This window comes from Thioclava atlantica (assembly GCF_000737065.1).
Lineage (GTDB): Bacteria > Pseudomonadota > Alphaproteobacteria > Rhodobacterales > Rhodobacteraceae > Thioclava > Thioclava atlantica.
In genome coordinates this window covers 64,888-84,510 of sequence record NZ_AQRC01000004.1, presented here as the reverse complement: position 1 = coordinate 84,510, position 19,623 = coordinate 64,888, and the positions used below count along the sequence as shown (strand labels likewise).

Sequence of the window (19,623 nt, the reverse complement as noted above, 5' to 3'; positions counted from 1 at the left end):
ATATGCCCTCTGCTTGCCCGTCGCCCCCGCAGTAGCGAGCGCGGCGGCGCGAGGTCAAGCCATCTTACCCATAGGCGGCATAGCTGCCATAGGGCGCCTCGGGGCCTTCGGACGCGTAGCGGCGCATCTTCGCGCGATCGATCTGGGTCAGCACGAGGCCGGTGACCGGGCGGTTGACCGAGGTGAACATGTGCAGCGCATCTTCGAGCTGGCTTTGCGTCGTGACGTTCCAGCGTACCGCAAACAGCACCGCATCGGCGGCCTGCGCCTGAATCCGGGCATCGGGGACGACCAGAACCGGCGGCGTGTCGATGATCACATGGTCGTAATGGGCCCGCGCGGCTTCGAGGAAATGCCGATAGGCGGCGGAGGCGAAGAGATCGGCCGCATTGGCCGCAGCCTCGTCCCCCATCAGAAGCGAAAGGCCGCTCGCCTCGTCCCGGCGCACCGCCTCTTCGAGCGGGATCTGTCCGGAAAGCACCGAGGAAAGCCCCGCCGCGCCCGCGTCCTGAGGGAAGTATTCGCTCAGCGTCCTGCGGCGGATATCGCCTTCGACGAGCAGCACCGCCTTGCCCGAGAGCGCGAGATTGACGGCAAGGGCGATCGCGGTCGTCGTCTTGCCCTCGCCGGGCAGCGCCGACGTGGTCACGATCACCTGCGGCGGCGCATCGACATTCGACAGCATCAGCGAGGTGCGCAGGTTGCGCACCGCCTCCATCGCGGGGCTCGCGGGTCGGGCGGTGAGGCGCTCCTTCATCTCCGATTTCGCGTGCGCCTTGATCAACGGGATCTGCCCCATCACGAGCGTGCCGCTTGCCGCCTCGAGTTCGCGCGCGGTGCGGAAGGCCGAGTTGCGCAGCTCGCGCCAGGCGCTCAGCGCCGCTCCCGTGATCAGGCCGAGCGCGAGGCACAGGCCCAATACCAGGCCCGCGCGCGGGCTCGCGGGGGTTTCGGGAATCACCGCCTGGGACAGCACGCGGCTGTCGGCCTGCTGGATGCCTTGCTGGGCCGAGGTCTCCTTCAGGCGGTTGAGGAAATATTCGTAGAGCATCCGGCTTGCCTCGGCCTCGCGGGTGAGCTGCTGGATCTCGATCATGTCCTCGCTCTGCCGCGCAATCTGCTCGCGCAGCGTGAGTTCCGAGGTCTCGAGCGCAGCGATCTGGTCCTCGGTGCGCGTCACTTCCTGTTCCGCCTGCGCGACGATTTCGGCGAAGCGCGCGTCGAACGCCGTGGAGGCTGCGGGAGCGATCCGGTCGAGCACGGGATCGGCCGCCGCGGCGCGCCTGTCCACGGGCGTCCGCGCCGCGGCGAGCGCCTCGAGATAGGTCACACCGGCATCGCGCTGATGGCGGATGCGCCCGAGGCGATCGCGGATGTCTTTCAGCTGCATTTCCAGCGCACCGAGGGTCACGGGCGAGATGAGCGCGCTTTCGGCATCGAAGGCCTTGAGGCGCGCCTCGGCGGCCTCGAGATCTTGCTTGAGCGTGCCGACCCGCTCGGTGAGCCATTCGGTGGCGGCTTCGGTGGCCTGGAACTTCACCTCGATCTGGTCGCGGATATAGAGTTGCGCGATCGTGTCCGAGATCCGCGCCGCTTTCTCCGGATCCTCCGATCGCACCGCGATTTCAAAGACATAGCTCGACGGCAGGATGCGTACCCGAAGATGCGAGATGAGCGTGGTCACGGTGCTGTCGCGCAGCTGCTGCGCGCTCGGCGTCTCGGAGGCGGGAAGGATCGCTCCCACCAGGCGCGCCACGGGCGAGGGTGCGGAGAGGCGCGGGTTGAATTCGGGATCGCTCGCGAGGTCGAGTGTGTCCACGACCTTGTTGAGCAAGCCGCGCGATCGCAGCACCTCGACCTCGCTGTTGAGCTCGTCCGCTTCGCCGCTCATCCCGCCGATCACCGAGGCGAGGTCGATCAGTTGCGGCTTGCGCGGGTCGAGGATCACCGTCGAGCGCGCCACATATTGCGGGGTGGCGAGAACGAAGAGATAGAGCAGCCCTCCCGCGAGGCAGACGGCGAGCGCCGTGAGGATTTGCGGCCAGCCGCGCAGGAGGAGCCGCAGCATTGCGAGCGTGTCCACGGTGTCGTCTTTCTGCGGCGTGCGGAAGCGGGGGGACTCGATCGGCTCATTGCGCATGGGCGATTATCCAATGGGTCTGTGGCGGGGTGGATTGCCGCGCCGAGTGCAACAATTCAGGGCGGAAATCCTTACCCTCGAACAACTTATAGTTGACGAACTCACGGAATTTCGCAATGGGTAACGAAACCGTGAGCATTGCCGAAGCTATTTTGCGAGGTGTGCTGGCGGGGCTCGCTACCGTGGGGCAGGGGTGTTCTGAGCGAGGTCTGGCTCATGAGCATGTCCGATATGCGGGGCTTCCGCATTCAGGCCGTTCCCCCTGTTCCCGACGGTGCGTCAAGGCCGCACCCGATGCGGTACCCTTACCGCGACGGGGGCAAACGCGTGTTCGATCTTCTGCTTCTGCCGTTTCTGATGCCGCCGCTGGCGCTGCTCGTCCTCGGGCTCTGGCTCCTCGTGCGTGCCGATGGCGGGGCCGGCTTTTTCGGGCATCGGCGGGTCGGGCGCGACGGGCGGCCCTTCACCTGCTGGAAGCTGCGAACGATGGTGCCCGATGCCGAGGCGCGACTTGCCGATCATCTGCGGGCCGATCCGCGTGCCGCCGCCGACTGGGCCTGCGGGCGCAAGCTCGATCGCGATCCGCGGATCACCCGCTTGGGGCGTTTCCTGCGACGCACGAGCCTCGATGAACTGCCCCAGCTGTGGAACGTGCTGCGCGGCGAGATGAGCCTCGTCGGGCCACGCCCGGTGATGGACGAGGAACTGGCCCTCTACGGGCGCCATCGCCCGATCTATGAGGCGCAGACGCCCGGTATCACCGGACTTTGGCAGGTCTCGGGGCGCAACGGGGTCTCCTACGAGACGCGCGTCGCGCTCGACGTTTCCTATTTCGAACGCTGCTCGCTCCGGCTCGATTGCGCGATCCTCTGGCGCACGCTGGGCGAGGTCGCGGCCCGGTCGGGGCGATGAGCGGTCGCGCGATGATTGGGGACGGAGAGGCCGGGGAGGGCCGCCGGTGAGCCGAGCGGAAACAGGGGGGAGAAAGATGCGGATGGCACCGATCCTGATCGCGGCAATGGCGGTCGCCTTGTCTGCTTGCGGCGTGATCTACAACAAGAGCGCGGTGGTGGCGGGCAAGACCCCTCAGGGTGAGGTCGAGCTGCGCGAGATCACCCCGCAAAGCCTGCGCGCGGCCAATGCCGAGCCCTACACGCCGCGCCCCTTGCCGGCCTATTTTTCGCAGACCGCTCAGGCGCGCCAGGACCTGCGCGCCGCGGCGCCTGCGCCGATCGTCGATCGCCCGGCACGGCCCGCCCGGCTCGCGACGATCCTGCCGCCGCCCGTGCCCGCGCAAAGCTACCGGATCGGGGTCGGGGATGTGGTGATGCTCGCCACGCCGAAGAGCGGCGGAACGGTCGAGCAGCTCGCGGGGCTACTCGCCGCGCAAAGCACGCGGCAGGGTTACACGGTGCAGGATGACGGGACGATCTCGGTGCCGGGGATCGGCCGGGCGCGGATCGCTGGCCAGACCGTGGAGGAGGCCGAGGCCACCTTGTTCCGGCATTTCCTCGACAAGAATATCGACCCGAATTTCTCGCTCGAACTGTCGGAGTTCCGCTCGCGCAAGGTCACGGTGGGCGGTGCGGTCGGGGCGCCCGGCGTCATCACGATCGGGCTCTCGCCGCTCTATCTCGACGAGGCACTGGCGGAGGCGGGCGGCGTGCGCGATGTCGATCCGGCCTACGCGCTGGTGCGGCTTCATCGCGAGGGCACGCTCTATCAGGTGCCGCTCGAGCAGATCCAGTCGCGTGCCGGTGCGGAGCGCGTCCAGCTTGCGCCGGGCGACAGCGTCTTCGTGGGGTCGGGCTACGATCTCGACAAGGCGGCGGCCTATTTCGAGCAGCAGCTCAAGCTCGGGACCTATCGCGAAGGCCAGGCGCGGATGCTGGCCGCGCAGGTCGAGATGCGCCGCGCGGAGCTGAGCGACCAGCGCGAGAGTTTCGCGGCGCGGCTCGACCTGGGCGCGGAGCGGCGCGATCACGTCTACCTGGCCGGGGAGTTGCCGAAGCAGAGCCGTTACGCGTTGCCCTTCGGCCAGAGGGCCATGCTGGCCGATGCGCTCTTCGACGAGGCGGGCGGGGTCTTCACCCAACTCGCCGATCCACGCCAGATCTATGTGCTTCGCGCTGCGCGCACGGCTCCGGACCGGGTCACCGCCTGGCATCTGGATACGGGCAATGCCGCAGGGCTTCTGCTCGCGACGCGGTTCGAGCTGCGTCCCGACGACGTGGTCTTCGTGGCCGCCCAGCCGGTGACCCATTGGAGCAATGTGGTCAATGCGCTGGTGCCGCGCGCGCTCTCGGGGTCGATCAGCAAGAGCGCGGATTGAGGAGGGATGCGGATGGAGTGGTTGCCGAATTTCTTCATCGCGGGGGCGCCCAAATGCGGCACCTCCACGTTGCATCGCTGGCTCGCCGCGCATCCTCAGGCGCTTGGCGCGCGCGAGAAGGAAACCTGTTTCCTCGCCGATCCCGGCACCCACACCTATCGCCGCGATTTTCACGTCTCGAACGGGATGGCAAGCTGGAGCACCGCGTTCGATCCCCCCCGCCCCGAGACCCGCGTCATCTTCGATGCGACGCCGGACTATCTCTATTCGAAGACCGCGCTGCGGGTGATCCCGGACATGCCCGGAGCGCCGAAATGCCTGTTCGTCCTGCGCGAGCCCGCCGCGCAGATCTTTTCTATTTTCCGGTATTTTCAGAATAATTGGAATTGGATTGCTCCCCACATGAGTTTTTCAGATTACATCGACGCCCTGCGGGGCGGAGGGGCGCGGTTCGGCGGCAATGAACTCGCCGAACGGGCGCTCGGAAACGCCCAGTATCTCGATCACCTCGCCCCCTGGCGGGCGCGGTTGGGGGAGGAGCGGTTGAAGGTCATGACCTTCGAGCGGCTGACCCGACAGAGCCGCGAGGCGATGGAAGAGATCGCGCAGTGGCTCGGACTCGATCCGGGCTTCTACGACGGGTTCGATTTCGCCCCCGAGAACCAGAGCTATGTTCCGCGCAGCCGCGCCCTCCAGCGCATCAACGTCGCGCTTCGCGGGACACTGCCGCGCGGTGCGGCTTACCGGCATTTGCGCGCCCTCTACCGAAGGGTGAACACCCGCGCGCCCGCGGCGCCATCGGCGCAGGAGCGCAGGGTCCTGACCGAATTGCGTCGTGACTTCCGCCCCGCCAACCGGGCGCTGGCCGATGCCTTCGGCCTCGACCTGAGCGCATGGGAGGCGGTCGCATGACCGGGAGCGTCGGCAGATGGCCGCAATGGGCGATGAATTCGTTGCGCGCGGATCTGCGCTGGTCGGTCATCGGGCAGGCGGGATTTCTGTGCGCGCAAGCGGGTGTGATCGTCGCGCTCGCGCATCTGGCGCCGCTTTCCGACGTGGGCCGCTACGGGATCGCGGTTTCGAGCAGCGCGATCGTCTATCTCGCGGCCAGCTTCGGTCTGCGCCTCGGGCTCGCGACGGATCCCGCCGGGCTGAGACGGACCGGCATCTACCTCGCCCTTCGCGGCGTGACGACCCTCACGGCACTCACTCTTCTTCTCACAGCGGCGGCCGTGACCGCGGTATACGACACGCGGCTCGGTCTTATGCTCGCAATGGTGGCGCTCGTGCGCGGCGGCGAGTCGGTGAGCGATCTCTTCTACGGCGTGTTTCAGAAAGCGGGACGGGTTGACTGTCTCGCCTGGTCATTGCTGTTGCGCGGCGCCGGCGGGCTTGCGGGCTTCGGCGTAACCCTCGTCTTGAGCGGATCGGTGCCGCTCGCCCTCGCTGCACAAGGCATGGTCTGGTGGGCCGTCGCGCTGGGCCATGATGCGCGGCGCGCCGCACAGTTCGTCTCGCTCCGCCCTGAGTTCGGGCCCGGATATCTGCGAGGACTGGCGCGCGAGAACGTCACTCTGGGGCTTGCGAACCTGCTCTCGGAGGTCGGCACCAGCGCGCCGCGTCTGATCGTGGGGGCGCTCCTGTCTCTGCCGCTGGCGGGGATCTATACGGCCGTGGGCTATGTCCTGGTGCTGGGCACGGCCTTCGCGGCGGCGCTCGGGCACGCGATGACGATGCGTCTCGCCTGGGCCTGGCAGATGGGGCGCGCCTCCTGCTTCGTCCAGCTCACCACGCGCTTCGTCGGTGTTCTGGCCCTGCTCGGGCTGGTCGGGGTTTCGCTCGCGGTGCTGCTTGGAGGTCCCCTCTTGAGGCTCGTGCTCGGGCAGGGCTATGCGGGGCACGAGCTCCTCCTCGTGCTGATGTGTGTCGTGCTTGCGCTCCGCCTGCCCGTCGCGGGGCTGCAGACCGCGCTCATCGCGCAGCGCCGGTTCGCGGTGCATGCCTGGCTGAGATTCTGGGTGGCGATCGGGGTGATCGCAGGCTGTGCTCTCGGGGCGCTGACCGGCGGCCTCGAAGGTGTGGCGCTGGCTCTCATCGTCGTCTCGCTGATCCAGTTGCCGGTGCTCTCCCATATCGTTCTGGGAAGCCGTCCCGACGCGAGGACCTGAGCATGCCGGAGGGAATTTTCGCCCCGCGCCGTGCCGTCGCGCTCCTCGATCCGGCGATCGCGACGCGCAATGCCGGGGACGAGATCATTTCCCAAGCCGCACGGCGCTGGATCCAGCACGCGTTGCCCGATCATTTCCTCGCCACGGTTCCGACCCATGAGCGGATGGGCATCCGCTCGCATCGCCTGATCCGGCAGGCCGAGCATGCGATCGTGGGGGGCAGCAACCTGCTGACCTCGCATCTGCTCTTCGATCGGGGCTGGCGCGTCGGCTTTCGCGACATGGCATTGGTGAACAAGCTCGTCCTGCTCGGCGCGGGCTGGCGCGGTTATGAAAGCGATCCGAGCCCGATGACGAAGCTGATGTTGCGCCGGCTCCTGTCGCGCGACGCGCTGCATTCGGTGCGCGACACCCATACCGGCGAGATGCTGGCCAAGGCCGGGATCGAGAATGTCGTGGTGACCTCCTGCATGACGATGTGGCAGCTCACGCCGGCGCATTTAGCGGCGATCCCGCGCGAGAAGGCCCGCGCGGTCGTCACCACCTTCACGATGCGCCAGCCCTCGCCCGACGACCTGCGCATCCTCGATCTGCTCACGGGGCTTTACGAGACGGTCTATCTCTGGCCGCAGGGGATCGACGATGCGGGATACGTGCGCGGTTTCGCGCAAGGGCGCGCCGAGATCCTCGGGCCCACGCTGGCCGCCTATGACGCCCTTCTCGCGCGCGATCAGCCGATCGATTATGTCGGCAACCGGCTCCATGGCGGGATCCGGGCCCTGCAGAAGGGCCAGCGCGCCTTCATCCTCGCGATCGACAACCGCGCCACCGAGATCGCCCGCGACACCGGGTTGCCGGTCATCCCCCGCAGTGCCCCCAATGCCGAGATCGCGGCGCGCATTTCGGGGATTTGGGATCCAGGGATCAGGCTTCCTCAGGCGCAGATCGACGCGTGGCTCGCCCAGTTCGCCCCCGCAGCCGCAGCGCCAGCGAGATCAGCGCCAGCGGGATCAGGGTCAGCACGATCTGCTGCGGGAAACCCGTTCCGATCCCGCCCTTGAACATCAAGAGCCCGAGCGCGGGGGTGAAGGCCGCATCCCAGGCGCGGTGCCGGATCTGCGCATAGGCGGCGTCGAACAGCGCCGCGACCAGTCCCGAAAGCGCCGCGCCGAAGAGGACGCCCATCCAGGCGAAATTCACGAACCAGTCGCCGATCACGGTCACCGGCCAGCCGTTCACCTTGCCGGGCTGATAGATTTGGCGGAACCAGCTCCCGACATTGAAGATCTCGCGCTCGGGCAGGATCTGGCGCGGCACCATCGCGAGAAGGCCGTTCTTGAAGTCTTCGCCCCCGCGCAGTTCGAACCGCGTACCCGCATCCTTGATCGCGAGACTGAGCGCGTCGAATTCCGCCAGATGCAGCGAGTTCGACAGGCTGCGCGCGGCGCTGCGTTCGGAATAGGGAGTGCCCGTGAGCGCGGTGAGCCGTGCTTCGCGCAGGCTCCCCAATGCCGAAAGCGCAACGAAGAGGATCATCGCCCCGGCCAGCACCCGGCCGGGCTTGAGCGGAGCGATGAACAGGTGCCACGACAGCGCCCCGGCGATCAGGATATAGGCGGTATTGCCCCGGTTGCCCCAGGCGAAGCTCACCGCCATCGCGAGCAGCAGCAGGGGGATATAGAAAACGAGTGCCGCGCGGCGTTCGGCAGCGGTGGTTGCGCGACGCGTCTCATGCAGCACTCCGTAGAGGCCCAGCATCATCGCAAGCACGGCGAGGTGCAGGAAGAGGAACATGCCCGACATCTCGCGCGCGACCTTCACCTTGAAGATGAAGGCGCCCAGCGAGCCGGTCTGCACCACCAGCCCCCCGGTGATCGCGGCGGCGAGGATCGTGACGCCCGCCGCGATGAGGCGGAGCCGGCCTGTCGGCGGGTCATTCACCGGGCGCGGCAGCAAGGCGGGGCCGAGATTGGGCACGAGCCCACGGAAAAGAAGCGCCGCGAAAAGGAACACCCCGATCCAGAGCGCCCCGGCGAGAAGTGCGGTCGCGGCGTCGAGAGGAAAGGCTTCGAAGGCGCTGGCGGGTTGCGGCTGGTCGAGCCCGGCGAAGATCACAAGCGGTCGCAGCAGGAGCAGCGCGCAGAGATAGAGAAGCATGGTGAAAGCGGTGACCATCCCCGCCCGATAGAGAAGCGCGAGGCTTGTGACGCCCGCGATGAGGCAGAGCGCATAGGCGATGAGCGCGATCAGCATGAGGCTGCCTCCGGCATGGCCTCACCGCTCTCCGAAGACCTGCCCTCGGCTTCACACCGCAAAGCGAAGCCCATCTCGCGATAGACCCCGAGCAGCCGTGCGAGATGCCGCGCCGGCGAGAGTTCCTCCTGCAGCGGAGCGGGATCGAAATCAGGAAGGCCGCGGGCCGCGACGAGGCTCCGCGCCAAGGTCTCGGCATCGGGCCGGTCGTAGAGAAGCCCGGTCTCCCCGGGGCGGACCGCTTCGGCAGCGGCGCTCCAGTTCCCGGCGATCACCGGAACGCCGCGCGCCATCGCCTCGAGCGGCACAAGGGGTTGCCCTTCATACCAGAGGCTCGGGAAGACCAGAGCCCTTGCGCGGGACAACTCGTCCTGCACGGTCTGCGGGGATACCCAGCCGACAAGTTCGGCATCGGGGTTCTGCGCTCGGATCTTTGCGGCTTCGGGACCGTCGCCGACGAAGCGCGCCCGCACCCCCCCGATCCGCGCGGCCTTGGCGAATTGCACCGCACCTTTTTCCGGCGAGAGCCGGCCGACGAAGAGAAAGATGTCGTTCGCACTGGCGCGCACCGGTTCAAGATCGGGCAGGGTGATCGGGTTGGGCACATGGTGCAGCCGGGCACCCGGGGGAAGGTAGGGCGCCATCACCCGACGCTGCGTCTGCGAGATGAAGATCACGTCGCGCAGCCCGCCCGGCAATCGCCCCGGGCCGCGCGCCACGATCTGGCGCAGGACGCGCCACGCCTTGTGGCTGGCCCGGCGCATGTCGCAATTGCTCGCAAGACAGGCGGGGCCGAGCGGGTGCCGGTGGCAGATCTCGCCGCGTCGGTAGTCGTAGAAGCCGCCATTGGGGCAGGCGAGGAAATATTCGTGCATCGTGAAGACGACCCGCCAGTCCGGGCGGGTGAGCACGGGGCCGATCGCGGGCGAGAGCGCCTTGGCGAAACCGTGGCAGTGCATGAGGGTTTGTGCCGGATCGCAGCGGCCGAGCACCGCTTCGAGCCGGGCCCGCGCCTTGCGGTTCCACAGCCCCCGGATCATCGCGCGCAGCCGGTTCGGATCGGAGAGCATATCGGGCTGGTCCAGCAGTTCGACCCGGATCCGGGGGTGGATCAGCGCGGGATCGGCGGGGCCGAGGGCCGCGAAGAAGATCACCTCGTATCCGGCTTCGGCCAGCAGCCGCGCGCTGTCGATCGCCACCTTCGCCTGTCCACCGTTCATCACGGCAAAATCCGAGATCACGAGGATCGTTCGCAGCTCCATGCGTCGCCTTTGTCTACCCCCCCCCGAAAAAGCGTGGGGCGGCGCGCGGCCAAAAGCAACCTAAACGTGTGATCCGGGCGGGATATGTTCGTATTTGGATGGAAAAAGGCCCCGAGGGCGCTGGTGCCGGGGCCTTTCATGCTCGCTCCGGCTCAGATCCCTGCGGCCGTCGCCAGATAGGCGGCAAGCGCGGCGTTCGCCTCCGGTGTCTGCGACCTGTCACAGATCACCGCGCCGTAGAGCCGTCCCTGAAATCCCGCGAGGCCGAGGGCGAAGTTTCCGGCCGGGTCGTGGGTCATCGAAACGCCCGTGGTACTCGCCCCGACCCCGTTGACCTCGAGCGTCGCCACGCCGCCCGAGATCGCGCTGATCAGCGCCAGCGGTCCCATGGCGACGATCTCGGAAGGCATGGTCACGGCGAGGCCGCGATTGCCCCACCATGTCTTGATCACATCGGGTGCACTGGCGTCGAGATAGATCATCGGCTGCCGGCCGGAGCCGTCGGTCGCGGCGGTCCCGTTGCGCAGGATCGGCGGATAGCCGGAGGCATTGCTCGCGGCCGAGAAGGCAAGGCCGACCGTCGCCTCGGTGGTAAAGGGCAGCTGCGCCACGCTGAGCGCGTCGTCGACCCCGTCATAGTCCAGCCAGTGCAGCGTCCCGTCGGTGCGATAGAGGGGGCGACGGGTGGCGATGCTCTGGACAAGGTCGCGCCCGTGCCCCGACTTGTCGCGCATCGCGGCGACCGGGTCCCCATCCGCGCTGACCGGCTGTGTCATCTCCGCGTCCTGAAAGAGGGTGGTTCGGTCCGAAGGGTCGTACCAGGCGATCGGCGCGAGCGCTTCGGGCGACCAGTGCGTGACGTGCGGGCGCTGCGCGAGCGTGACCGTCGAGAAACCGAGCCCGAACATCAGACCACCGTCAGGGCATGGATGCCGGTCGCGGTGGTTCCGGTCGCGTGCACGCGCTGCGCGCCCACCGGCAGGATCGCGAAATCGCTGACCGAAATCGTTCGGGCATTGCCCTGCGCCGTGGTGAAGCTGAGCGTGCCGGCGGTCTCGATGTAGAGCGCGACCGCGACGGTCGCGAGATCGGTCGCGTCGTCGGGGGTCACGGGCACGATGTCGAGGGCCGGGCCGGAGAGGGAAGGGGTGCGATTGTGGAACGGGTTCGTCATCGGTGTCTCCGCGTCGTGATTGGGGTAAGGCGTCGCGGGCAATCGTGCGGAGGGCGGATTAGGAAAGGGTTCGCGGAGCGCGCGCTGCCTGCCTCAGACCAGTTGCCGGTAAAGCGCACCCATTTCTTCGTGCAGCCGTTCGATCGCGAAGCGGGACCGATAGAGCGCCGCGCAGGCCGGGCGCATCGCGTTGAGCTGCGTCTTTTCGAGCCGCGAGAGCAGTCGCGCAAGATTCTCTGCCCTGAGATCGAAGCTGAACCCGCTGCGACCCTCGGAGATCAACCTCTCCATGCCACTGCGCCGCGCGGCAAGGACCGGTGTGCCGTTGCGCAGGGCCTCCGGGATCACGAGCGGCAGCCCCTCCCAGCGAGACGGCACGACGAGCGCGTCGGCCGAGCGATACCAGCTGTCGATCTCGTCCGGCCGCACCCATCCGATGCGGGTCACCCCCGGAGCAAGGTTCGGCGCGCTGCCGCCGCGCACGGGTGCGCCGATCAGGTGAAGGTGCAGGTCGGGTCGGCTTTCGCGCGCCATCGCGAAGGCCTCGAGGAGAATGTCGAGGCCTTTCTGCCGGTCGAACCGCCCGACGAAGAGCAGGTGAAGCGCCTCCCGCGCCTCTACAAACCGGGCAGCGCTCGCATCGGGTACGGGCGGCGGCACCGCGTTCTCGATCACGATATGGGTGCCGCGATAGCCGAGGCTGCGCGCGAGTTGCAGGTCGTGCTCCGAGACATTCACGACCCGATCGGCCACGCCACTCAGGCGGCCCTCGAGACGCCTGATGGTCAGCGCCCCGAGACTGCCGGGGGCATAGGATGCGGCCGCCCACCCATGGGGGCAGTAGATCGAGGGCAGCGCGGGGTGGCGCAACCGGAGCGCGGCCAGGGCGAGCAGGGCGAGCGTGCTATGCGCCATGACGATGTCGGGCCGGTCCTCCGCGACCGTCTTGAGCAGATGGCGGATCATCGCGAGGCTTCCGGGGGCGCCGCGCCGCGTCATGAGGTAGGACAGCACCCCGCCAATGCCGTCGAACATCTCCCGGTGGCAGGAGGGCACCAGAAAGCGTTGCTCGACCCCTTCCATCCCGACGAGGTTGCGTTGATAGGTTCCCACGCCGCCCATCGCCGTCTCGCAGACATGCAGCACCTTGATCGGACGCGCGCTTGCCGCGGTGCTGGGGCTGTGGTTCGGCATCTGCACCTTTCGCGGCATCTGTCGCAAATCGAGTATTCACGAGAAAATACGCACGTCTAGGTGGAAATCGGCCACGGCAGAGCGGCGCAACGCCCCCTGATCGCGGGAGTTGCATGACAAGGGCAAACCCACTATACGCCCCCGGTGGCCGCTGAGGCCGCATCAGAATCAACCAGAAACGCCGTGTCCCTTCCGTCATCGCTTCGGGAAGGTGTTCCGGCAAGGAGAAGCGACATGAAACTCAATGAACTGCGCGACAACGAAGGCGCGGCCCGCAAGAAGAAGCGCGTGGCCCGTGGTCCGGGCTCGGGCAAGGGCAAGATGGCTGGCCGTGGTATCAAGGGTCAGAAATCGCGTTCGGGCGTGGCCCTGAACGGTTACGAAGGCGGCCAGATGCCGCTCTATCGCCGCCTGCCGAAGCGCGGCTTCACCGCGCCGAACGCGAAGAAGTTCAACGTGGTGAACCTCGGCCAGATCGAGAAATTCATCGAGGCCGGCAAGCTCGACGCGAAGGCGGAAATCACCGAAGACGTGCTCGTCGCGGCCGGTGTCGTGCGCCGCAAGCTCGACGGCGTGCGCGTTCTCGCCAAGGGCGAGATCACCTCGAAGGTGAACCTCAACGTGACCGGCGCTTCGAAATCGGCCATCGCGGCCGTCGAGAAGGCAGGCGGCTCGATCACGGTGGCGCAGGCCGCTGAATAAGCTGTTGTGAGCGGGCGCTCGCCCGATTACATAGGCGAAGGTTTTCCAAGAAGGCGCCGCCGACCGGGAACCGGTTGGGCGGCGCTTTACATGAAAGAGACAGGCATATGGCATCTGCTGCAGAGCAAATGGCGGCGAACCTGAGCTGGGACGCCTTGGGCAAGGCGACCGAGCTGCGCCAGCGCATCTTCTTCACGATCGGTTTGCTGATCATCTACCGCCTCGGCACCTATATCCCGGTTCCGGGCATCGACGCGCAGGCATTGCGCGACTTCATGCAGAGCGCAGGTTCGGGCCTGGGCGGCGTGCTCTCGATGTTCACCGGCGGCGCGCTCGGGCGGATGGGTGTCTTCGCGCTCGGCATCATGCCCTATATCTCGGCCTCGATCATCATCCAGCTCCTGACCGCCCTCGTTCCGGCGCTCGAGCAGATGAAGAAGGAAGGCGAGCAGGGCCGCAAGAAGATCAACCAGATCACCCGCTATGCCACCGTTGCTCTCGCGACCTTCCAGGCCTGGGGACTCGCGGTCAGCCTCGAAAAGGGCGACCTCGCCCATGATCCGGGCATGTTCTTCCTCGCCTCCGTGGTGATCACGCTGGTGGGCGGCACGATGTTCCTGATGTGGCTGGGTGAGCAGATCACCTCGCGCGGCATCGGCAACGGCATCTCTCTGATCATCTTCGTCGGCATCGTCGCCGAGATCCCCGCCGCGCTTGCGCGTTTCCTCGAGCAGGGCCGTGCCGGCGCCATCTCGACCCCGGTGATCCTCGGAGTGATCCTCATGATCGCGGTGGTGATCACCTTCGTGGTGTTCATGGAGCGCGCGCTGCGCAAGATCCATATCCAGTATCCGCGCCGTCAGGTCGGCATGAAGATCTATGATGGCGGCTCGTCGCATCTGCCGATCAAGGTGAACCCGGCGGGCGTGATCCCGGCGATCTTCGCCTCGTCCCTGCTGCTGCTGCCGACGACGATCGCGACCTTCTCGGGCCAGAATACCGGCCCCGTGATGTCCACGATCCTCGCCTATTTCGGGCCCGGTCAACCGCTCTACCTGCTGTTCTACGTCGCGATGATCGTCTTCTTCGCCTATTTCTACACCGCGAACGTGGCGTTCAAATCGGACGAGGTGGCGGACAACCTGAAGAACCAGGGCGGCTTCGTGCCCGGTATCCGTCCCGGCAAGAAGACCGAGGATTACCTCGACTACGTCGTCAGCCGCGTGCTGGTGATCGGCTCGGCCTATCTCGCGGCCGTCTGCCTCCTGCCCGAGATCCTGCGGTCGCAACTCTCGATCCCGTTCTACTTCGGCGGCACCTCGGTGCTGATCGTCGTGACCGTGTCGATGGATACGATCAACCAGATCCAGTCGCATCTTCTCGCCCATCAGTATGAAGGGCTGATCGAGCGTTCGCAGCTGCGTGGCCGCTCGAAGAAGAAGGGGCCGCGCAAGCCGCCCGCGCGCCGCTAAAGCCGCAACGACGATCGAGGAAGGAGCCGTCATGGCGAATATCATTCTTCTCGGCCCGCCGGGCGCCGGCAAGGGCACGCAGGCCCGCCGTCTCGTGGAAGAGCGCGGCATGGTCCAGCTCTCCACCGGGGACATGCTCCGCGAAGCCAAGGACTCGGGCACCGAAATGGGCAATCGCGTCGCGGAAGTGATGGCGAAGGGCCAGCTCGTGACCGACGAGATCGTGATCGGGCTGATCGAGGAAAAGCTGTCGCACAGCGCGGGCGGCGGATTCATCTTCGACGGCTTCCCGCGCACCCTCGGGCAGGCGGACGCGCTCGGGGCGCTTCTGGGCAAGCTCGGCCAGAAGCTCGACGCGGTGATCGAGATGAAGGTCGATGACGAGGCGCTCGTGAAGCGCATCACCGGCCGGTTCACCTGCGGCGATTGCGGAGAGGTCTATCACGACGAGACCAAGCCGACGAAGGTCTCGGGCACCTGCGACGAATGCGGTTCGACCAACCTGAAGCGCCGCGCCGACGACAACGAGGAGAGCCTCCGCACCCGGCTGATGGAGTACTACAAGAAGACCTCGCCGCTGATCGGATATTACTATCACGCGGGGGATCTTCATTCGATCGACGGCCTGGCCGAGATCGAGGAAGTCGCCGGGTCGATCGCGCGAATTCTCGACGGTTCCGGGAAATCGTGAATCAAAGCTTGACCCTGAGGGCGTTTCCCTCTAGGTCACGGCGTCTCTTCTGAGAATCGTTTCCGCGAGGGGAAGATTCCCTGACGGGAAACAATCGTGGGCCCGAAGCGCCAGTTTCGGGCCTAGTGTTGTGAAAAAAGGGCCTGGGGCTACGGGCTCGCAACGAAAGGATTTACGCTTTGGCACGTATTGCTGGCGTCAACATTCCGACCGGGAAACGCGTCCCGATCGCACTCACCTACATCACCGGGATCGGTCCCCACTCGGCCAAGCAGATCTGCGACGCCGTCGGCATCGACCAGACCCGCCGCGTGAACGAGCTCTCGGATTCCGAAGTGCTCGCGATCCGCGAACATATCGACGCCAACTTCACCGTCGAAGGCGATCTGCGCCGTGAAGTGCAGATGAACATCAAGCGTCTGATGGATCTGGGCTGCTACCGCGGTCTGCGTCATCGCCGCAACCTGCCCGTGCGCGGTCAGCGCACCCATACCAACGCCCGGACTCGCAAGGGCCCGGCCAAGCCGATCGCCGGCAAGAAGAAGTAAGGGGAGGCAGGACAAATGGCTCGTGATAAGGTTCGCACCAAGCGCAAGGAACGCAAGAACATCGCCACCGGCGTGGTTCATGTGAACTCCTCGTTCAACAACACCAAAATCCTGATCTCGGACGTGCAGGGCAACGCCATTTCGTGGTCGTCGGCCGGCACCATGGGCTTCAAGGGCTCGCGCAAGTCGACCCCCTACGCCGCGCAGATGGCCGCTGAAGACGCGGCTCGCAAGGCTCAGGAACACGGTCTGCGCACCGTGGACGTCGAAGTGCAGGGGCCCGGCTCCGGCCGGGAATCGGCGCTGCGCGCTCTCGCCGCGGTTGGCCTGACGGTCACCTCGATCCGGGACGTGACGCCGATCGCTCACAACGGCTGCCGCCCGCCGAAGCGTCGCCGCGTCTGATCAAGTTTTCGACGGTTGGGCCGCACGGGATACCCGCGCGGCCCTGCCGCATTTTTCGGTTTTTATCCTCGGGCGTCCCCGACTGTGGACATGGGTCTGGGACAGGTATGGAGGCAAACGCATGATCCATAAGAATTGGGCCGAGCTGATCAAGCCAACGCAGCTTGAAATTAAGCCCGGAAACGACCCTTTGCGCCAAGCCACGATCGTCGCGGAGCCGCTCGAGCGCGGTTTCGGTCTGACGCTGGGCAATGCGCTGCGCCGCGTGCTCCTGAGCTCGCTTCAGGGTGCCGCGATCACCAGCGTGCAGATCGACAACGTCCTGCACGAGTTCTCGTCGGTCGCGGGTGTGCGTGAAGACGTCACCGACATCGTTCTGAACCTCAAGGGCGTGGCCCTGCGCATGGATGTCGAGGGCCCGAAGCGTCTCTCGGTCACGGCCAAGGGCCCGGGCGTCGTCACTGCCGGCGACATCACCGAGACCGCGGGCATCGAAGTGCTCAACAAGGATCACGTGATCTGCCACCTCGACGAGGGCGCCGACCTGTTCATGGAACTCACCGTGAATACCGGCAAGGGCTATGTCGCTGCCGACAAGAACCGTCCCGAGGATGCGCCGATCGGTCTGATCCCGGTCGACGCGATCTACTCGCCGGTCAAGAAAGTCGCCTATGAAGTGCAGCCGACCCGCGAGGGGCAGGTGCTCGACTACGACAAGCTGACCATGAAAGTCGAAACCGACGGTTCGATTTCGGCCGAGGACGCCGTGGCCTTCGCTGCGCGCATCCTGCAGGACCAGCTGTCGATCTTCGTGAACTTCGAAGAGCCGGAAGCGGCGGGCAAGCAGGACCAGGAAGACGGTCTCGAATTCAACCCGCTCCTGTTGAAGAAGGTCGACGAGCTCGAGCTTTCGGTGCGTTCGGCGAACTGCCTGAAGAACGACAACATCGTCTATATCGGCGACCTGATCCAGAAGACAGAAGCGGAGATGCTGCGCACCCCGAACTTCGGCCGCAAGTCGCTCAACGAGATCAAGGAAGTGCTCTCGGGCATGGGCCTGCATCTCGGCATGGAAGTCGAAGACTGGCCGCCGGAGAACATCGAAGACCTGGCCAAGCGTTTCGAAGACCAGTTCTGATTGACGAATTGAGGGGCGTTGGATAGACGCCCCTCGCAAATGCCCGGTCAAGCCGGGGACGATCTGGGCCAGCGCGCCCCAAGGAGAGCCGGTGACACGCATCGCCGGCCTGACAAAGCAAAACGCAAGAACGGAGAAATACCATGCGTCACGCCCGTGGCTATCGCCGCCTCAACCGTACCCATGAGCACCGCAAGGCGCTCTTCGCCAACATGGCCGGCTCGCTGATCGAGCACGAGCAGATCAAGACGACCCTGCCGAAGGCGAAAGAACTGCGTCCCGTCATCGAGAAGCTGATCACGCTCGCCAAGCGCGGCGATCTGCACGCGCGCCGTCAGGCCGCCTCGCAGCTCAAGCAGGACCAGTATGTCGCGAAACTCTTCGACATTCTCGGCCCGCGCTACGCCGAGCGTCAGGGTGGCTATGTCCGCATCCTGAAAGCCGGCTTCCGCTATGGCGACATGGCGCCGATGGCGATCATCGAATTCGTCGATCGCGACCCGGCCGCCAAGGGCGCTGCCGACAAGGCGCGCGTCGAGGCCGAAGAGGCCGCCGAGGATTGATCCTCCGGATTTCGGCAAGCCGAAAATAATGACCTTACGGAAATCCCGCCCATTCGGCGGGATTTTCTTTTTGCGAAACAATCCTTCGCTGGGTTTCATTTTGCAATTTTCCGGTGGCGAGTTTCCCCGTTTTTCCGAAATATTTATTTGCTTTTTTATATGGACCGCGATGACACTCGCGCCGCGCCTCACGGCGCCGTAAGTGGTGGGGGAATAACTTGAATTTCGAGTGCCCTTAACACTTTTAAGTTGACCGGTTTCGCATCAGATTGTCTAAAAAAGATATGTCGATACAGAGCAGAATCGATCTGAAACTTCGTGAATTGGGCCGCAGGGCACCACGCGGATTTTTCGTTGGATTGCATATCCGTTTCACGGCTCCGATGATGACGTTCCAGACCTATGACAAGGCCTGGCTCGATCATTACACCACGAACGGATATGTGCTGCGCGATCCAATGACCGCATGGGGGTTTAGCGAAACCGGAGCGATCCGGTGGAGCGATCCGCGCCTTCCCGACCCGTTCCGCCTCTTCGACGAAGCCCGGAAATTCGGTCTCGTTTACGGGATCACGATTTCCTGCGGCCCGATCCGGTCCCGTACCATCGCGAGCTTCGCCCGCGATGATCGGGAATTTGCCGACGAAGAGATCGAGGTGTGCGAGACCATCGTGCGAGAATTGCACGATATGACCGAACCCCCCGAGGAACTCACGATGGCTCAGGTTGACGCCTTGCGCTGTGTTGCTGGGGGCGACCGACATGCGGCGGCAGCCGCGAAACTTGGAATTTCTGAAAGCGCCCTCAAGGCGCGGCTGAATTCAGCGCGGACACGGCTGATGGCCAGAACAACGGCCGAAGCCATCCAGCGCGCAAAGGATTTTCGACTGCTCTAGTGGCTGTCGCCCTCCGCACGGCTGATTTGACCGACCAACCCTGCAGGAGGAAGACATGCAGACCACGACTCTTTCTTTCGATAACTTTCACAACCATGGCGAGCTTTTCGCAAATATGCTTCGTGCTCGCCGCGAGCTTTTCATCGTCCATAACAAGTGGGATCTTCCCGAAGCGATGGGCATGGAATACGACCAGTACGACACCCCGGCGAGCCGCTGGGTCGTCGTTCATGACGAGCTTGGCAAGGTGCTCGCGGGGAACCGCCTGACCCCCACCACGACGAAATGCGGGATCTACAGCTACATGATCCGCGACGCGCAGCGCGGGTTGCTCGCGACCATTCCTTCGCATCTTCTCTATGATGAGGCCCCCGTTTCCGAGACGGTCTGGGAAAGCTCGCGCCTCTTCGTCGCCCATGATGTGCCCGCCTCGATGCGCCGCAAGGTTCATGCGCGGCTGGTGCAGGAAATCGGCAATGCCGCCCGCCGCCTCGGCGCGCGTTCGGCACTGACGCTCCTGAACGCGAACTGGCCGCGTTGGGCGGGGCGGGTTGGCGTCGACATGACCGCGATGGGGCCGGTGATGGAGATCGACGGCATCAACAACCAGGTCGTCTCCATGGACTTCTCGCAGAACATGCACTGATCACGATGGCCCCCGCGCAAACTCCCCTTGCGCGGGGGC

At 65.6% G+C, this 19,623-nt stretch carries 19 protein-coding genes; 14 read left to right on the top strand and 5 right to left on the bottom strand.

The annotated features are described in order from the left end of the window. Window positions 1-64: 64 nt before the first annotated feature. Window positions 65-2,140 (bottom strand): GumC family protein, encoded by a 2,076-nt coding sequence (locus DW2_RS06425; RefSeq protein ID WP_051855539.1) that lies wholly within the window; start codon window positions 2,138-2,140, stop codon window positions 65-67. A 294-nt stretch (window positions 2,141-2,434) separates the two neighbouring features. Here DW2_RS06425 and DW2_RS06420 point away from each other — a divergent pair, with 294 nt between their 5' ends. The 5 genes from DW2_RS06420 to DW2_RS19345 all read left to right on the top strand — a co-directional run bounded on the left by DW2_RS06420 (window position 2,435) and on the right by DW2_RS19345 (window position 7,701). Further along, on the top strand, window positions 2,435-3,052 hold the full coding sequence (locus tag DW2_RS06420) for a sugar transferase (protein ID WP_156102906.1): 618 nt from the start codon (window positions 2,435-2,437) through the stop codon (window positions 3,050-3,052). 82 nt (window positions 3,053-3,134) lie between these two features. Beyond that, window positions 3,135-4,472 (top strand): polysaccharide biosynthesis/export family protein, encoded by a 1,338-nt coding sequence (locus tag DW2_RS06415; protein ID WP_238321274.1) that lies wholly within the window; start codon window positions 3,135-3,137, stop codon window positions 4,470-4,472. Window positions 4,473-4,484: 12 nt separating this feature from the next. After that, on the top strand, window positions 4,485-5,384 hold the full coding sequence (locus tag DW2_RS06410) for a sulfotransferase family protein (RefSeq protein ID WP_038144705.1): 900 nt from the start codon (window positions 4,485-4,487) through the stop codon (window positions 5,382-5,384). Continuing rightward, window positions 5,381-6,640 (top strand): lipopolysaccharide biosynthesis protein, encoded by a 1,260-nt coding sequence (locus tag DW2_RS06405; RefSeq protein WP_038144703.1) that lies wholly within the window; start codon window positions 5,381-5,383, stop codon window positions 6,638-6,640. Before DW2_RS06410 ends, DW2_RS06405 begins: the two co-directional genes overlap by 4 nt. A 2-nt stretch (window positions 6,641-6,642) precedes the next feature. After that, window positions 6,643-7,701, top strand: a complete 1,059-nt coding sequence (locus tag DW2_RS19345) for a polysaccharide pyruvyl transferase family protein (RefSeq protein ID WP_081874883.1) — start codon at window positions 6,643-6,645, stop codon at window positions 7,699-7,701. 1,185 nt (window positions 7,702-8,886) lie between these two features. Here the strand turns inward: DW2_RS19345 and DW2_RS06390 are convergent. The 4 genes from DW2_RS06390 to DW2_RS06375 form a co-directional block, all read right to left on the bottom strand. Beyond that, window positions 8,887-10,155 (bottom strand): glycosyltransferase family 4 protein, encoded by a 1,269-nt coding sequence (locus DW2_RS06390; RefSeq protein ID WP_051855536.1) that lies wholly within the window; start codon window positions 10,153-10,155, stop codon window positions 8,887-8,889. 152 nt (window positions 10,156-10,307) lie between these two features. Beyond that, window positions 10,308-11,063: a hypothetical protein gene (locus tag DW2_RS06385; protein ID WP_038144699.1), complete on the bottom strand. Its 756-nt coding sequence runs from the start codon at window positions 11,061-11,063 to the stop codon at window positions 10,308-10,310. Next, window positions 11,063-11,329, bottom strand: coding sequence for a spike base protein, RCAP_Rcc01079 family (locus DW2_RS06380; RefSeq protein ID WP_038144697.1), 267 nt, complete (start codon window positions 11,327-11,329; stop codon window positions 11,063-11,065). Before DW2_RS06380 ends, DW2_RS06385 begins: the two co-directional genes overlap by 1 nt. A gap of 93 nt (window positions 11,330-11,422) precedes the next feature. Further along, window positions 11,423-12,523, bottom strand: a complete 1,101-nt coding sequence (locus tag DW2_RS06375) for a glycosyltransferase family 4 protein (RefSeq protein ID WP_038144695.1) — start codon at window positions 12,521-12,523, stop codon at window positions 11,423-11,425. Window positions 12,524-12,757: 234 nt separating this feature from the next. On the opposite strand from DW2_RS06375, the gene rplO reads away from it, so the two are divergent. The 9 genes from rplO (at window position 12,758) to DW2_RS06330 (ending at window position 19,584) form a co-directional block, all read left to right on the top strand. Then, window positions 12,758-13,225, top strand: a complete 468-nt coding sequence (gene rplO, locus DW2_RS06370) for a 50S ribosomal protein L15 (RefSeq protein ID WP_038144693.1) — start codon at window positions 12,758-12,760, stop codon at window positions 13,223-13,225. A 107-nt stretch (window positions 13,226-13,332) separates the two neighbouring features. Then, the gene (gene secY / locus DW2_RS06365) at window positions 13,333-14,697 is read left to right on the top strand and encodes a preprotein translocase subunit SecY (RefSeq protein WP_038144691.1); all 1,365 of its coding nucleotides are present in this window, start codon (window positions 13,333-13,335) and stop codon (window positions 14,695-14,697) included. 31 nt (window positions 14,698-14,728) lie between these two features. Beyond that, complete coding sequence (locus DW2_RS06360; RefSeq protein ID WP_038144689.1) at window positions 14,729-15,388, top strand: adenylate kinase; 660 nt, start codon at window positions 14,729-14,731, stop codon at window positions 15,386-15,388. Between the two features lie 179 nt (window positions 15,389-15,567). Then, the gene (gene rpsM / locus DW2_RS06355) at window positions 15,568-15,936 is read left to right on the top strand and encodes a 30S ribosomal protein S13 (protein ID WP_038144688.1); all 369 of its coding nucleotides are present in this window, start codon (window positions 15,568-15,570) and stop codon (window positions 15,934-15,936) included. Between the two features lie 15 nt (window positions 15,937-15,951). After that, window positions 15,952-16,341: a 30S ribosomal protein S11 gene (rpsK, locus tag DW2_RS06350; RefSeq protein WP_038144686.1), complete on the top strand. Its 390-nt coding sequence runs from the start codon at window positions 15,952-15,954 to the stop codon at window positions 16,339-16,341. A 121-nt stretch (window positions 16,342-16,462) separates the two neighbouring features. Further along, on the top strand, window positions 16,463-17,479 hold the full coding sequence (locus DW2_RS06345) for a DNA-directed RNA polymerase subunit alpha (protein WP_038144684.1): 1,017 nt from the start codon (window positions 16,463-16,465) through the stop codon (window positions 17,477-17,479). A 143-nt stretch (window positions 17,480-17,622) separates the two neighbouring features. After that, window positions 17,623-18,042 carry a 50S ribosomal protein L17 gene (rplQ, locus tag DW2_RS06340; RefSeq protein WP_038144683.1) on the top strand — a complete coding sequence of 140 codons (420 nt, stop codon included), beginning with the start codon at window positions 17,623-17,625 and terminating at the stop codon, window positions 18,040-18,042. Window positions 18,043-18,326: 284 nt separating this feature from the next. Continuing rightward, window positions 18,327-18,938, top strand: a complete 612-nt coding sequence (locus DW2_RS06335) for an autoinducer binding domain-containing protein (protein ID WP_038144682.1) — start codon at window positions 18,327-18,329, stop codon at window positions 18,936-18,938. A gap of 55 nt (window positions 18,939-18,993) precedes the next feature. Then, window positions 18,994-19,584, top strand: coding sequence for an acyl-homoserine-lactone synthase (locus tag DW2_RS06330; RefSeq protein WP_038144681.1), 591 nt, complete (start codon window positions 18,994-18,996; stop codon window positions 19,582-19,584). Window positions 19,585-19,623: the final 39 nt, after the last annotated feature.

What these genes read in the sequence shown, in the direction of transcription:
- DW2_RS06425 (WP_051855539.1), bottom strand. Translation starts at nt 2,140, where the DNA reads ATGCGCAATGAGCCGATCGAGTCCCCCCGCTTCCGCACGCCGCAGAAA.
- DW2_RS06420 (WP_156102906.1), top strand. Translation starts at nt 2,435, where the DNA reads ATGCGGTACCCTTACCGCGACGGGGGCAAACGCGTGTTCGATCTTCTG.
- DW2_RS06415 (WP_238321274.1), top strand. Translation starts at nt 3,135, where the DNA reads ATGGCACCGATCCTGATCGCGGCAATGGCGGTCGCCTTGTCTGCTTGC.
- DW2_RS06410 (WP_038144705.1), top strand. Translation starts at nt 4,485, where the DNA reads ATGGAGTGGTTGCCGAATTTCTTCATCGCGGGGGCGCCCAAATGCGGC.
- DW2_RS06405 (WP_038144703.1), top strand. Translation starts at nt 5,381, where the DNA reads ATGACCGGGAGCGTCGGCAGATGGCCGCAATGGGCGATGAATTCGTTG.
- DW2_RS19345 (WP_081874883.1), top strand. Translation starts at nt 6,643, where the DNA reads ATGCCGGAGGGAATTTTCGCCCCGCGCCGTGCCGTCGCGCTCCTCGAT.
- DW2_RS06390 (WP_051855536.1), bottom strand. Translation starts at nt 10,155, where the DNA reads ATGGAGCTGCGAACGATCCTCGTGATCTCGGATTTTGCCGTGATGAAC.
- DW2_RS06385 (WP_038144699.1), bottom strand. Translation starts at nt 11,063, where the DNA reads ATGTTCGGGCTCGGTTTCTCGACGGTCACGCTCGCGCAGCGCCCGCAC.
- DW2_RS06380 (WP_038144697.1), bottom strand. Translation starts at nt 11,329, where the DNA reads ATGACGAACCCGTTCCACAATCGCACCCCTTCCCTCTCCGGCCCGGCC.
- DW2_RS06375 (WP_038144695.1), bottom strand. Translation starts at nt 12,523, where the DNA reads ATGCCGAACCACAGCCCCAGCACCGCGGCAAGCGCGCGTCCGATCAAG.
- rplO (WP_038144693.1), top strand. Translation starts at nt 12,758, where the DNA reads ATGAAACTCAATGAACTGCGCGACAACGAAGGCGCGGCCCGCAAGAAG.
- secY (WP_038144691.1), top strand. Translation starts at nt 13,333, where the DNA reads ATGGCATCTGCTGCAGAGCAAATGGCGGCGAACCTGAGCTGGGACGCC.
- DW2_RS06360 (WP_038144689.1), top strand. Translation starts at nt 14,729, where the DNA reads ATGGCGAATATCATTCTTCTCGGCCCGCCGGGCGCCGGCAAGGGCACG.
- rpsK (WP_038144686.1), top strand. Translation starts at nt 15,952, where the DNA reads ATGGCTCGTGATAAGGTTCGCACCAAGCGCAAGGAACGCAAGAACATC.
- DW2_RS06345 (WP_038144684.1), top strand. Translation starts at nt 16,463, where the DNA reads ATGATCCATAAGAATTGGGCCGAGCTGATCAAGCCAACGCAGCTTGAA.
- rplQ (WP_038144683.1), top strand. Translation starts at nt 17,623, where the DNA reads ATGCGTCACGCCCGTGGCTATCGCCGCCTCAACCGTACCCATGAGCAC.
- DW2_RS06335 (WP_038144682.1), top strand. Translation starts at nt 18,327, where the DNA reads ATGTCGATACAGAGCAGAATCGATCTGAAACTTCGTGAATTGGGCCGC.
- DW2_RS06330 (WP_038144681.1), top strand. Translation starts at nt 18,994, where the DNA reads ATGCAGACCACGACTCTTTCTTTCGATAACTTTCACAACCATGGCGAG.